This window comes from Rhizobium sp. AN5 (assembly GCF_900215255.1).
Classification (GTDB): domain Bacteria; phylum Pseudomonadota; class Alphaproteobacteria; order Rhizobiales; family Rhizobiaceae; genus Agrobacterium; species Agrobacterium tumefaciens.
This window is the reverse complement of sequence record NZ_OCMJ01000004.1, coordinates 1544525-1556719: the sequence shown is the minus strand read 5'-3', so window position 1 is coordinate 1556719 and position 12195 is coordinate 1544525. Positions and strand designations below refer to the sequence as shown.

General features: G+C 60.3%; 11 protein-coding genes. 6 read left to right on the top strand and 5 right to left on the bottom strand.

Annotated elements, in window-relative coordinates; genetic code table 11:
• The first annotated feature begins 6 nt into the window (after positions 1–6).
• The 3 genes from CRP02_RS20200 (at position 7) to CRP02_RS20190 (ending at position 1307) form a co-directional block, all read left to right on the top strand.
• Positions 7–675 carry a DUF502 domain-containing protein gene (locus CRP02_RS20200; RefSeq protein ID WP_003515749.1) on the top strand — a complete coding sequence of 223 codons (669 nt, stop codon included), beginning with the start codon at positions 7–9 and terminating at the stop codon, positions 673–675.
• 114 nt (positions 676–789) lie between these two features.
• Complete coding sequence (locus CRP02_RS20195; protein WP_097172118.1) at positions 790–1035, top strand: CopG family ribbon-helix-helix protein; 246 nt, start codon at positions 790–792, stop codon at positions 1033–1035.
• On the top strand, positions 1032–1307 hold the full coding sequence (locus CRP02_RS20190) for a type II toxin-antitoxin system RelE/ParE family toxin (protein WP_097172117.1): 276 nt from the start codon (positions 1032–1034) through the stop codon (positions 1305–1307). Before CRP02_RS20195 ends, CRP02_RS20190 begins: the two co-directional genes overlap by 4 nt.
• 40 nt (positions 1308–1347) lie before the next feature.
• On the opposite strand, the gene CRP02_RS20185 is transcribed toward CRP02_RS20190, so the two are convergent.
• Both CRP02_RS20185 and recG read right to left on the bottom strand, forming a co-directional pair.
• A complete protein-coding gene (locus CRP02_RS20185) occupies positions 1348–1620 on the bottom strand; it encodes a hypothetical protein (RefSeq protein WP_003515743.1) in 273 nt (90 codons plus the stop codon).
• A 12-nt stretch (positions 1621–1632) separates the two neighbouring features.
• Positions 1633–3738, bottom strand: a complete 2106-nt coding sequence (recG, locus tag CRP02_RS20180; RefSeq protein WP_097172116.1) for an ATP-dependent DNA helicase RecG — start codon at positions 3736–3738, stop codon at positions 1633–1635.
• A 187-nt stretch (positions 3739–3925) separates the two neighbouring features.
• On the opposite strand from recG, the gene CRP02_RS20175 reads away from it, so the two are divergent.
• The 3 genes from CRP02_RS20175 to CRP02_RS20160 all read left to right on the top strand — a co-directional run bounded on the left by CRP02_RS20175 (position 3926) and on the right by CRP02_RS20160 (position 8479).
• Positions 3926–4237, top strand: coding sequence for a succinate dehydrogenase assembly factor 2 (locus CRP02_RS20175; RefSeq protein WP_003515739.1), 312 nt, complete (start codon positions 3926–3928; stop codon positions 4235–4237).
• 3 nt (positions 4238–4240) lie between these two features.
• A complete protein-coding gene (mfd, locus tag CRP02_RS20170; RefSeq protein ID WP_097172115.1) occupies positions 4241–7738 on the top strand; it encodes a transcription-repair coupling factor in 3498 nt (1165 codons plus the stop codon).
• A 396-nt stretch (positions 7739–8134) separates the two neighbouring features.
• Positions 8135–8479, top strand: coding sequence for a hypothetical protein (locus tag CRP02_RS20160; RefSeq protein WP_097102882.1), 345 nt, complete (start codon positions 8135–8137; stop codon positions 8477–8479).
• A 57-nt stretch (positions 8480–8536) separates the two neighbouring features.
• Here CRP02_RS20160 and CRP02_RS20155 read toward each other — a convergent pair whose 3' ends face one another.
• The 3 genes from CRP02_RS20155 to CRP02_RS20145 are packed head-to-tail and all read right to left on the bottom strand — an operon-like array spanning position 8537 to position 12076.
• Positions 8537–9469 carry a DMT family transporter gene (locus tag CRP02_RS20155; RefSeq protein ID WP_097102880.1) on the bottom strand — a complete coding sequence of 311 codons (933 nt, stop codon included), beginning with the start codon at positions 9467–9469 and terminating at the stop codon, positions 8537–8539.
• A 51-nt stretch (positions 9470–9520) separates the two neighbouring features.
• Positions 9521–10189 (bottom strand): DsbA family oxidoreductase, encoded by a 669-nt coding sequence (locus CRP02_RS20150; protein WP_003515731.1) that lies wholly within the window; start codon positions 10187–10189, stop codon positions 9521–9523.
• Positions 10190–10228: 39 nt separating this feature from the next.
• Positions 10229–12076 (bottom strand): extracellular solute-binding protein, encoded by a 1848-nt coding sequence (locus CRP02_RS20145; RefSeq protein ID WP_097172114.1) that lies wholly within the window; start codon positions 12074–12076, stop codon positions 10229–10231.
• Between the last annotated feature and the right edge of the window lie 119 nt (positions 12077–12195).

Here is a 12195-nt window from a genome sequence, read left to right as displayed (position 1 = left end):
CGGTAAATGACCGATATTCCAGTCAAAATTTCATTCGCAGCCCGTCTGCGCAACAGCTTCCTCACGGGCGTCCTCATCCTTGCGCCTGTCACCATCACCATGTGGCTGGTATGGAGCTTCCTGCAATGGGCGGATAGCTGGGTTAAGCCCTATATTCCCGCCCGTTACGATCCCGAGCAATATTTCGATGTGGCGATCCCCGGCTTCGGCCTGCTGATCGCCGTTATCGGCATCACGCTCATCGGCTTTCTCGGCAACAACCTCATTGGCAAATGGATCGTTGGCGTCGGCGAATCCGTTCTCAACCGCATGCCTCTGGTGCGGCCTATCTACAAGAGCATCAAGCAGCTGTTCGAATCGGTCCTGAAAGAGCATTCGAATTCTTTCAAGAAGGTCGGCCTGATCGAATTTCCGTCACCCGGCACCTGGGCGATGGTATTCGTATCCTCGGAGGTCAAGGGCGAGCTTGCCCATCGCTTCAACGAGATGGGCCAGGAGATGGTCGCGGTCTTCCTGCCACCGACTCCGGTGCCGACGGCGGGCTTCCTGCTGTTCGTGCCGAAGGACAAGATCGTGATGCTGGACATGACACCGGAAGACGCGGCGAAACTGCTGATATCAGGTGGTCTGGTGGCTCCGGATTTCACGCCGCCGAAAATGATTGCGCCGGTTTGAGGATTTGTGACGCACTGGGTTCGTTGCTCTGTTCTCCCTTGAGTTTTGATGCCCAAGGTTGACGAACCAATGTGGTTCACCGATAATCATAGTGAACCACGAAAGGTCGCAACCATGACTGCATTCACGGTGCGCTTGCCGGACGAAGTTGCCAACAAGCTTGAACAGCTGGCGGAAAAGCTTGATCGCTCGCGGTCCTACATGGCGGCACGGGCGATTGAGGACTTTGTTGCTCGCGAAGAGTGGCAGATCGCGGAAATCGAGGCCGGTTTGGCGGAAGCGGATCGCGGCGAGTTTGGAACGCAAGACGATCTGGCAAACATTGTCGGAAAATATGTAAAGTCCGCTCGGCCGTCATGAGCGTCCGGAGAATTCGCTGGACTGTGCGGGCGCTGCGACGGCTCGATGAAATCGGCAGGCATATCGAAACAGACAATCCGGCAGCTGCCGCCCGCGTGATTTCCCGTATTGTTTCAGCGGCCGATATGTTGGTGGAGCAACCAGCTATGGGACGGGGCGGGCGCATTAGGGGAGCGCGGGAAGCCGTGCTGTCCGACATTTCCTACATCGTTGTCTATCGTGTTGGCCGGGATATCGAAATCCTGACGGTTATTCACACCTCGCAGCGATAGCCGTCGGCACTTTAACCAAACTATTTCTCAGACGCCTCGATCAATCCTCGTCATCGAGATCATCCACCTCTGTTCCCGTCGTGGTCGCGTGGAACACGGGGACGAAAAGCCGCATATACACCAGCCGCACGCTCCAGCCCTGTTCCAGTGCCTCCGTCCATGCCTTCTTGCGGCCTGGCTTCTTGAAGGCCTTGCCGATCGCTTTCTTCTGGCTTTTGGCGAAGGTGTCGGGTTGCAGGATGTTTTGCGGCGAGCAGAGCGCGTAGCCCTTTCTGAAGGCGGGCGGTGGGCGGCGTGGGTCGATCATGTTCATGGCGGTTCACTTTCAGCCGGCGTGCAGGAAGCGGATCGCTTCGTCGCGGCGGTGCAGATAGAGCAGGGTGCGCAGGCTTTCGCCGCGCGGGCCGGTCAGTTCGGGGTCGCGCTCGATGACATAGGCGGCGTCCTTGCGGGCGATTTCCAGGAGGTCGGCATGGGCTTCGAGGCTGGCGATGCGGAAGCCCGGCGTGCCGGACTGGCGGGTGCCGAGGAGTTCGCCTTCGCCGCGCAGCTTCAAGTCCTCTTCCGCAATCAGGAAGCCGTCCTCGCTGTCGCGCAGGATGGAAAGTCGGGCGCGGCCGTTTTCGCTGAGCGGCCCCTTGTAGAGCAGTATGCAGGTGGAGGCCTCGTCACCGCGTCCAACCCGGCCACGCAGCTGGTGAAGCTGGGCAAGGCCGAAACGTTCGGCATGTTCGATGACCATGATCGTGGCGTCCGGAACGTCGACACCCACTTCCACCACTGTCGTTGCCACCAGCAGCCGGGTTTCGCCGTTCTTGAAAGCCAGCATGGCGGCGTCCTTCTCCGGGCCGCTCATGCGCCCATGGATGAGACCGATATTGGCTCCGAGCATCTGCGAGAGAACCGCATGTCGTTCTTCCGCCGACATCAGGTCGGACTCTTCCGTCTCCTCCACCAGCGGGCAGATCCAGTAGGCCTTCTTGCCCTCCTTCAGCGCGGCGCGCAGCCGCTCGACGATGTCGCCGATACGCTCTGTGGGGATCGTCACGGTCTGGATGGGTTTTCGTCCGGCCGGTTTTTCGGTGAGTTTCGACACATCCATGTCGCCGAAGGCGGCCAGCACCAGCGTGCGCGGAATGGGCGTGGCGGTCATAACAAGCATATGCGGCGTGATGCCCTTTGCGGTGAGACGCAGGCGCTGGTGTACGCCGAAACGGTGCTGCTCATCCACCACGGCAAGCACGAGGTTCCTGTAACTCACGCTGTCCTGGAACAGCGCGTGGGTGCCAATGACGATCTGTGCCTCACCGGAGGCCACACGTTCTTCGATCTCGCGACGCTCCTTGCCCTTGGTGCGGCCGGTCAGCACCTCAACAGTGATGCCCGCGGCATTGGCGAGTTTGGAGATGGTGGCGAAATGCTGCCGGGCAAGAATTTCGGTCGGGGCCATCAACACCGCCTGTCCTCCGGCCTCGACGGCGGTTGCCATAGCCATCAGCGCCACCAGCGTCTTGCCCGCGCCGACATCGCCCTGCAACAGCCGCAACATACGGTCCTCGCTGGCCATATCGGTCAGGATATCTTTCACCGAGGCATTCTGGCTCGGCGTCAGGGAGAAGGGCAGTTGCGACAGGATTTTTGCAGCAATGTCCCCCTTGGCGCGGATCGGCTGGCCCGCGACCTTGCGCAGTCTTTGCCGCACCAGCGCCAGCGATAATTGTCCGGCGAGGAATTCGTCATAGGCAAGCCGTCTACGCGCCGGGGCCTGCGGCTCTATATCGGCGCTGTCGTGTGGGTCGTGCAGCTCACGGAAGCTCGATGCCACGTCGCCGAATCCCTGACGGGTCTTCAGGGCCTCGTCGATCCATTCGGGAAAGACCGGCAGTTTCGAAAGCCCGCCTTCGATTGCCCGCCGCAGCACCTTCGGAGACAGCCCGGCTGTCATGGGATAAACGGCTTCGACCAGGGGCAGGTTCTCGGCCTCGGAAAGCTTCACCATGAAATCCGGATGCACCATGGAGGCGCGGCCGTTGAACCAGTCCACCTTGCCGCTGACGAGAACCTCTTCATCGACGGGCAAGGCCTTGGAAAGCCAGTCTCCCTTGGCGCGGAAGAAGGTCAGCGCCAGTTCCCCGGTCTCGTCATGCAGGAAAACACGGTAGGGCGCGGAACGATTGCCTGGTGGAGCTGGCTGATGCCGGTCGACGCGTCCCTGGATGGTGACAATGGCGCCGGGCGCGGCAAGCGCGATGCCCGGGCGGTTGCGCCGGTCGATGACGTTTGATGGTGCGTGGAACAGAAGATCGATCACGCGGGTGTCGTCGGCATTTTCCCGGCTCAGCAGTTTGGCCAGAAGGTCGGCAAGCTTCGGCCCCACACCGGCAAGGGTGGAGACGGAAGCAAATAGCGGATCGAGAATGGCGGGACGCATGCTCAGCAAAATCGGGGAAGGGGACGCGTTATGCAAGACGTGGCGCCCGACAAAGGCTGTTTATCACCGGCAGATTTTAGCCGCCGTGGCATTATTTCGATAAAAACCGGTTCCAAGCGTTCGCCTCCTGTTCTATAGGAGGGCGCAATCAACATCCTGTTGAATAGCCAACCGAAAGGTGAATGCGATGACTGGACTGGTGCGCACGAGCGCCGACCTCGATCCGAGGCGCAGGCGGATACTTTACCGCTGCTGGCACCGGGGCATTCGCGAGATGGATCTGGTGCTCGGGCAATTTGCGGAAGACAATATTGCCGGGCTTTCCGACGATCAGCTCGACGAGCTGGAAATCATCATGGCGGAAGAGGATAACGACCTCGTCAAGATGGTGACGGGTGCCCTGCCGGTGCCGGAAAAATTCCAGACCCCGTTGTTCGAGAAGATCGCCTCTTACCGTCCCGATTTCGATCTCGTCACAGCCGAAACCCTGAAGGCCTGAAACATGATAGCCGGATTCGATGCAAAGCTGGTGGCGTCGGCCGATACGCCGCTGACCATCGGAAACGTGCCCTCCGGCATGGAAGCCTTGCTGCTCGCCGATATGGCGCGGGCGGGAACATCGGTGGCTTACGTGATGTCGGACGGCCAACGGGTCGCCGATCTCGAACAGATTCTTGGTTTTGTCGCGCCGGATATTCCGGTGCTGACGCTGCCGGCCTGGGATTGTCTGCCTTATGACCGCGTGTCACTGAGTGCGGACACCTCGGCGCGCCGGCTCGCGGCACTTGCCGGCCTCATCAATCACGCCAAGAAACCGCATCCGGCCATCGTTCTCGTCACTGTCAACGCCATGCTGCAGAAGATGGCGCCGCGCGACATCATCGAGAGCCTGGGCTTTTCGGCCAAGCCCGGCAACCAGATCCGAATGGAGGACATCGCCGCGCGGCTGGAGCGCAACGGTTTTGACCGGGTGGCGACGGTGCGTGAAGTGGGTGAATTCGCCGTGCGCGGCGGCATTCTCGATGTCTTCGTACCGGGCACCGAAGAGCCGGTGCGGCTCGATTTCTTCGGCGATACGCTGGAAAGCATCCGCACCTTCGATCCGGCCAGCCAGCGCACCATCGCACAGGCGCGCTCGCTCGATCTCAATCCGATGAGCGAAGTGACGCTGACGCCGGATACGATCGGCCGTTTCCGCAAGAATTACCTGTCGCTATTCGGTGCGGCGACGCGCGACGATGCGCTTTATCAGGCCGTCTCCGAAGGCCGCCGTTATGCCGGCATGGAGCACTGGCTGCCGCTGTTTTACGAAGAGCTGGAAACCGCCTTCGATTATCTCAGCGGTTTCCGTATCGTCACCGACCATACCGCGCGCGAGGCGGCGAAGGAACGCTCCAAGCTGGTCCTCGATTATTACGAGGCGCGGCGGGCTTCCGGCGAGACCAAGGGCTCGACGCAGGGCGCGCCATACAAGCCGGTATCGCCTGGGCAAATCTATCTCGACGGCAAGAGCTTCGAGGCGGCGCTTGCGAGCGTCAATGCGGTGCGGCTGACGCCCTTCAACGAACACGATAGCGAAGGTCGCCCGGTCGCGACGCTTGATGCCCATGTTGGCCCGCGCTGGGCACGTCCACCGACCGAAGGCGATAGCGAAGAGCGGGTCAATGTTTTCGATCTGGCGGTAAAGCACATTGCCGAGCGCCGGGCCAAGGGCTGGAAGGTGTTGATCACCGGCTGGTCGGAAGGTTCGCTCGACCGGCTGTTGCAGGTCTTGAACGAACACGGGCTTGAAAAGATCAAGCCGGTGACATCGCTGAAAGATGTGGAGAAACTCGGCAAGGGTGAGGCGGCTTCGGCGGTGCTGAGCCTCGAAGCCGGGTTTGAGACCGGAACGCTCGCGATCATCGGCGAGCAGGATATTCTTGGCGACCGCATGGTGCGCCGTTCCAAGCGCCGCAAGCGCGGCGCGGATTTCATCGCGGAAGTGGCGGGGCTGGACGAAGGCTCGCTCGTGGTTCACGCCGAACACGGCATCGGTCGCTTCGTCGGTTTGCAGACCATCGAGGCAGCGGGCGCGCCGCGCGCCTGTCTGGAGCTGCATTATGCCGACGACGCCAAGCTGTTCCTACCGGTCGAAAACATCGATCTTCTCTCGCGTTATGGTTCTGATGCCGCGGAAGCCACCCTCGACAAGCTCGGCGGCGGCGCATGGCAGATGCGCAAGGCCAAGCTCAAGAAGCGCCTGCTCGATATGGCCGACGAGCTTATCCGCATCGCAGCCGCGCGTCTGGTGCGCCACGCGCCGGCGCTTATCGCACCGGACGGGCTTTACGACGAGTTTGCCGCCCGTTTCCCCTATGACGAGACCGAGGACCAGCTGAACGCCATCGACGCTGTTCGCGACGATCTCGGTGCCGGGCGGCCGATGGATCGCCTGATCTGCGGCGATGTCGGTTTCGGCAAGACCGAAGTGGCCTTGCGCGCCGCTTTCCTTGCCGCCATGAATGGCGTTCAGGTGGCGGTGGTGGTGCCGACCACGCTTCTGGCGCGACAGCATTTCCGTACCTTTTCCGAACGGTTTCGTGGTCTGCCGATCCGGGTGCAGCAGGCCTCGCGCCTTGTGGGTTCGAAGGAGCTTGCGCTCACCAAGAAGGAAGTGGCTGATGGAAAAACCGACATTGTCGTCGGCACCCATGCGCTGCTCGGTGCGGGCATCAGCTTTGCCAATCTCGGCCTGCTGATCATCGATGAGGAGCAGCATTTCGGTGTGAAGCACAAGGAGCGCCTGAAGGAGCTGAAAAGCGACGTGCATGTGCTGACGCTGTCGGCAACGCCCATTCCGCGCACCTTGCAGCTGGCCATGACCGGCGTGCGCGAGCTGTCGCTCATCACCACGCCGCCAGTGGACCGCATGGCGGTTCGCACCTTCATTTCGCCCTTCGATCCGCTGGTAATCCGCGAAACGCTGATGCGCGAGCATTATCGCGGTGGCCAGAGCTTCTACGTCTGCCCGCGCCTTGCCGATCTCGCCGATATCCACGCCTTCCTGCAGTCGGATGTGCCGGAACTGAAAGTGGCGGTGGCGCATGGCCAGATGGCGGCGGGTGAACTCGAAGACATCATGAACGCCTTCTATGACGGCAAATACGATGTGCTGCTTTCGACCACCATCGTCGAATCCGGCCTCGATGTGCCGACCGCCAATACGCTGATCGTGCACCGCGCCGATATGTTCGGTCTCGCCCAGCTTTACCAGCTGCGCGGTCGCGTCGGTCGTTCCAAGGTCCGCGCCTTCGCGCTGTTCACCCTGCCGGTCAACAAGGTGTTGACGACGATGGCGGAGCGGCGGCTGAAAGTGCTGCAATCGCTCGACACACTCGGCGCCGGTTTCCAGCTTGCCAGCCACGATCTCGATATTCGCGGCGCGGGCAATCTGCTCGGCGAAGAACAGTCCGGCCACATCAAGGAAGTTGGCTTCGAGCTTTACCAGCAGATGCTGGAAGAGGCCGTGGCCGAAGTGAAGGGTGACGAACAGGTGCGCGACAGCGGCTGGTCGCCGCAAATCTCGGTCGGCACCTCGGTGATGATCCCGGAAGACTACGTGCCGGATCTGCATCTGCGCATGGGTCTCTACCGCCGTCTCGGCGAGCTTGCGGATATAAGCGAGATCGACGGTTTCGGCGCAGAAATGATCGACCGTTTCGGCCCATTGCCCAAGGAAGTGCAGCATCTGCTCAAGATCGTCTACATCAAGTCGCTCTGCCGCACGGCCAATGTCGAGAAGGTGGATGCCGGGCCGAAAGGCGTGGTTGTGCAGTTCCGCAACAAGGAATTCCCCAATCCGGCAGCGCTTGTCGGTTATATTGGCAAGCAGGGCTCGATGGCGAAAATCCGCCCGGACCACAGCCTGTTACTGAACCGCGATCTGCCGACGCCGGAAAAACGGCTGGCGGGTGCGGCGATGGTCATGACGCAATTGGCGGAGCTGGCTCGGTCGTAGATTTGAGCTTCAGGGGGTTGCCCGTTCGACAACTGACCGAAGGTGGGTGGGGTTTACCCCCCTCTGCCCTGCCGGGCATCTCCGCCACAGGTGGGGAGATCAATATGCGGCGAAGTTTTGCCCATCTTGACGTTGGAGAATGAAGTGGTGACAGCGCGTCTTGCCGATCTCCCTCCTTGTGGGGGAGATGCCCGGCAGGGCAGAGGGGGGAGCCACACCCTCCTTCGGTTCATTATCCATTGGTCAGTCCTCGTAAAACCCAACCAGCAAAGGCTCAGCGAAAATTACCGCGATGTAACGAGACGGACATGTATCGGTAGTCTTCGCGGGCGTAATCTTTCCTTCATACCCGGTGCGGCGGATCGTAAAGCCGCCGGGTCTTGAAGGAGCAGGACGATGTGGACCAACATCAACAGGTTTGCCACCGCTGGTCTGGTTGCTTTGACAATTGCGGGCACCACAATTGCCACCACCAGTCAGGCGGAAGCGCGCAATAATTTCGGCCGCGGCCTTGCCGCCGGGATCGCAGGAACGATCATTGGCGGAGCGCTCATCGCCGGGGCAAGGCATCCCGGTTACGCTTATGGCCCCGCTTATTATGCACCGGCCTACGGTCCACCCGTTTACGCCGCGCCAGCTTATGGACCGCCTGTTGCTTACCAGCCGGTCTATCCGCGCTGCCACGTGGCCTGGCGACAGAATGCCTGGGGCGACATGTATCGGGTCAGGGTTTGTGATTGATCGAATGCCATGCCAGCGACGCAAACATGCGTCGTTGGTTCTCATGCATTTTCGACTTTAGCGCTCGTCTTCCGGCGTGATCCCGACGGCCACATTCTGGTCGGTTGCGGCGATGGAGGCGGGCAGCGGCACTTTTCGCTGCTTCTCACGGATGAGCGTCAGCAGGCCGGAGCCGACGATCAGGGCGATGCCCATCAACATCCAGCCATCAATACGGTCGCCGAAGATCAGGTAGCCGAACAGGATGGCCCAGAGCATCTGGCTGTATTGCGTTGGGCCGATCATGGCGGCGGGTGCATATTGGGCAGCATACATGACAAGCACGTTGCCAAGCGCCCCTAACAGTCCATATCCCGCCAGCAGCAACCATTGTTCACCGCCCGGCATGATGAAGGTTGGCAGCATGGCGATGCCGCTGATGGTAAGACAGCCCAGTACGCCGGCCCCATACAGCGAGACGTTCTTTTCCGATGGGCCCATGGCGCGGAAGATGACGATGCTGAGTGCGCCGCTGAAGCCGCCGATGATGGCGCCGATATGGCCGATGCCGAGTTCACGGAAACCCGGCCGCAGGATGACCAGCACCCCGAGGAAACCGATGATGACCGCAGACCAGCGGCGGATGCCCACCTGTTCCTTCAAAAACACCACCGACATGATGGTGACGAACGAAGGAAGAAGGAAGATCAGCGCAAAGGCTTCGGCCATGGAAAGATGGGTGAAAGCGGTGACGCTGCCAACGGCACCCGTACCGGCGGCGAAAAATCGGATGATCCATAAAGGCCGGTTGGTCGTCTTCACCACATCCATCCAGCGATCATTGCGCTTGCGGATGAAGGGCAGGGCGATGAGGCCGAACAGGGCACCGAAGAAGGCCGATTCGATCGGCGAAATCTGGCCTTCTATGAGTTTAACGCTCGCGTCGCTCCATGCGTAGGCAGCGAAGGCGGCAAAGGCAAGCAGAATGCCTTTCAGGGTCTGGTCGGACACGGGAAAACACCAACAGTTTATCGATTAGGGCAAGCTGCCGGTGTTCGACCGTCAGTTCATCGACTTATGCTCGTCCGCCTTGATTTTTGCAATATCCCGCAGTGCAGCAATCAATACATCAGGCGTTTGTGCACCGCTGATGGCGTATTTCTGGTCGACGATGAAGAACGGTACGCCGGAAACACCCATTTGCTGCGCCGCGTCAATTTCGGCAATTACCGTGTCCTTGTCCGCATCCGATGCCAGAAGCCGTGTTACCACCTTGGCGTCCATTCCTGCCTTTTCGGCGATATCGGTCAGCACGGCGTGATCGCCGATATTGCGGCCTTCCTCGAAATTCGCCTTGAACAAAGCGGTGACGATCCTTTCCTGAACGTCGCGGCCTTCCGCATGGGCCCAGAGCGACAGGCGATGTGCGTCGAGCGTGTTCGGGCCAATCTTGATTGCATCGAAATCGTAATGGATGCCGACCTGTTTGCCGAGTTCAACCAGCGAGGCATGGGCCTGCTCGAGACGCTCCTTGCCGAGCTTTTCCTCAAGCGCGGCCTTCTGGTCGACGCCTTCAGGCGGGTAATCGGGGTTGAGCCGGTAAGGTCGCCAGTTCACGTCGACGCTGATTTCGTCCTGCACCTCGGCAATGGCAAGATCGAGCCTTGCCTTGCCCAGATAGCACCAGGGGCAGACCATATCCGATACGACGTCGATAACGATGCGTTCCATGGCTTTATCTTCCGTTGTCTTGGACCGGGCAGGGGCGGGTTATTGCGCCCTCGCATCCCACCAGGTCTGTTTCTGATTGCCTGATATCGGGGTCATATCCGGGCGGTCGATATATTTCCAGCGGGCTATCCATTGCGCGCCAATGTAGTAGAGCGGAATGACATAGTGGCCGGCGACGAGAAGGCGGTCATAGCCACGCACCGCCGCCTGAAAATCCTCCGTGGATCGGGCCTGCAACAGGGCCTCGATCATTCGGTCGATGTCGGGGCTGGCCGCACCCGCATAGTTGAAGCTGCCCTGCGCATCCCGCGACAATGAACTCCAGCGATTGAGCTGCTCGGCGCCCGGCGAGAGCGATGAGGGCAGGGACCGGATTATCATGTCGTAATCGAAGCTGTTGGAGCGTGCCTGATATTGGCCATCGTCAACCGAACGGATGCCCATGGCGACGCCGATCAGGTTCAGCGAACGCTGATAGGCAAGCGCTATGCGTTCCTGCGCCGGGTTCTGCGTCATGATCTCGAATGCGAGCTGGCGGCCATTGGCGTCGGACATCCTGCCGTTCTTGATGCTGTATCCGCCCTCTTTCAGCTTATCGACGGCGAGCTTCAGGACCTTGCGGTCCGCGCCGGTCCCGTCGGTGGTGGGCATGGCATAGGTTCCCGCCAGAAGTTCCGGCGGCATGCTCTTGGCCGCATCGCCAAGCAGCGCAAGTTCGCGCTCATCTGCGGCATTGCCATAGGCACCGAGCGCGGAGTTCTGCCAGTAGCTCTGCGTGCGCTTGAAGGCGCCGCCGAGAATGTTCTTGTTCATCCACTCGAAATCGAGCGCATAGGACAGGCCCTCGCGCACCTTTTCGTCTGCAAAGACCGCGCGGCGGGTATTGAAGACAAGGCCGAACATGCCGGATGGCAGGCGCGGCTGGAACACATCCTTGACGATATCGCCGCGATGAACGGCGGGGAAGTTGTAGGCCTGGCCCCAATGAGACGTATCGGAGGTGCCGTTGATGGCGTCGCCTTCGGGATAAATGTCGATATCGCCTTTCTTGAAGGCCTCGAACATGGTGGTGACCTGAAGGAAATAGGTGATGCTGATCTCGTCGTAATTCTCGAAGCCGACCTTGCTCGGGATTTCCTTGCCCCAATAGTCCGGGTTTCGCTCCCAGATGATTCGTTCACCCGGCCGCAATGTCTTGATTCGGTATGGACCCGAGCCGACGACAGCGCCAAGGCCCGCCTGCTCGAATTTTTCCGGATCGATCGCGTGTTTCGGCAAAATCGGGGTGGAAGAGGCGAGAATGAGCGGCGTTTCGCGGTTCGCCCTGTCGTTGAAGGTGAAGCGGACGCCGTGTTCGCCGATCTTTTCCAGCTTCGCCACGCCGTCGAGACGGCTGTTGAAGGGCGGACGGCCTTTTTCCTTCAGGAGATTGAAGGTGAAAATAACATCGTCAGGCGTCACCGGCTCGCCATCCGACCACTTGGCCTTGGGATTTATGTTGAACTGGGTGAAGGTGCGCTCCTCGTCCCACTCCACGGTTTCTGCCAGCAGGCCGTAGAGGCTGAATGGCTCGTCGCTCGAGCGCTGCATCAGCGGCTCGTAGAGGAGATTGCCGAATTCAGGGTCCCAGACGCCGCGCGCCGTGGTGCGCATTCCCTTGAGAACAAAGGGGTTGAGACTGTCAAAGGTGCCGACGACACCGTAGGATATGCGACCACCTTTTTTCACGTCCGGATTGATATAAGGGAAGTGCCGGAAGTCGGCGGGAAGTGCCGGCGTCCCGTGCATGGAAATGGCGTGAAGCGGCTGCGCCACGGCAATTTCCGGAGAAAGCAGGGCCGTTCCCCAAAGAAACAATGCGGGGATGAGGGCCGCAAGCTTGCGCATGTCACTATCCTGTCTCAACTGTCGGTCCGTTTTGTCGTCGTGGTCGATTATCGTCATAATTGGTTTTTTGTTATGATTCTGGCGAATATGTAGCACAAGCCCATGGCTGGACCCATGCG

Coding starts and splice junctions, on each gene's coding strand:
- CRP02_RS20160 (WP_097102882.1), top strand. CDS start 8,135: ATGTGGACCAACATCAACAGGTTTGCCACCGCTGGTCTGGTTGCTTTG.
- CRP02_RS20185 (WP_003515743.1), bottom strand. CDS start 1,620: ATGAACATGATCGACCCACGCCGCCCACCGCCCGCCTTCAGAAAGGGC.
- CRP02_RS20175 (WP_003515739.1), top strand. CDS start 3,926: ATGACTGGACTGGTGCGCACGAGCGCCGACCTCGATCCGAGGCGCAGG.
- CRP02_RS20145 (WP_097172114.1), bottom strand. CDS start 12,076: ATGCGCAAGCTTGCGGCCCTCATCCCCGCATTGTTTCTTTGGGGAACG.
- mfd (WP_097172115.1), top strand. CDS start 4,241: ATGATAGCCGGATTCGATGCAAAGCTGGTGGCGTCGGCCGATACGCCG.
- CRP02_RS20195 (WP_097172118.1), top strand. CDS start 790: ATGACTGCATTCACGGTGCGCTTGCCGGACGAAGTTGCCAACAAGCTT.
- recG (WP_097172116.1), bottom strand. CDS start 3,738: ATGCGTCCCGCCATTCTCGATCCGCTATTTGCTTCCGTCTCCACCCTT.
- CRP02_RS20190 (WP_097172117.1), top strand. CDS start 1,032: ATGAGCGTCCGGAGAATTCGCTGGACTGTGCGGGCGCTGCGACGGCTC.
- CRP02_RS20200 (WP_003515749.1), top strand. CDS start 7: ATGACCGATATTCCAGTCAAAATTTCATTCGCAGCCCGTCTGCGCAAC.
- CRP02_RS20150 (WP_003515731.1), bottom strand. CDS start 10,189: ATGGAACGCATCGTTATCGACGTCGTATCGGATATGGTCTGCCCCTGG.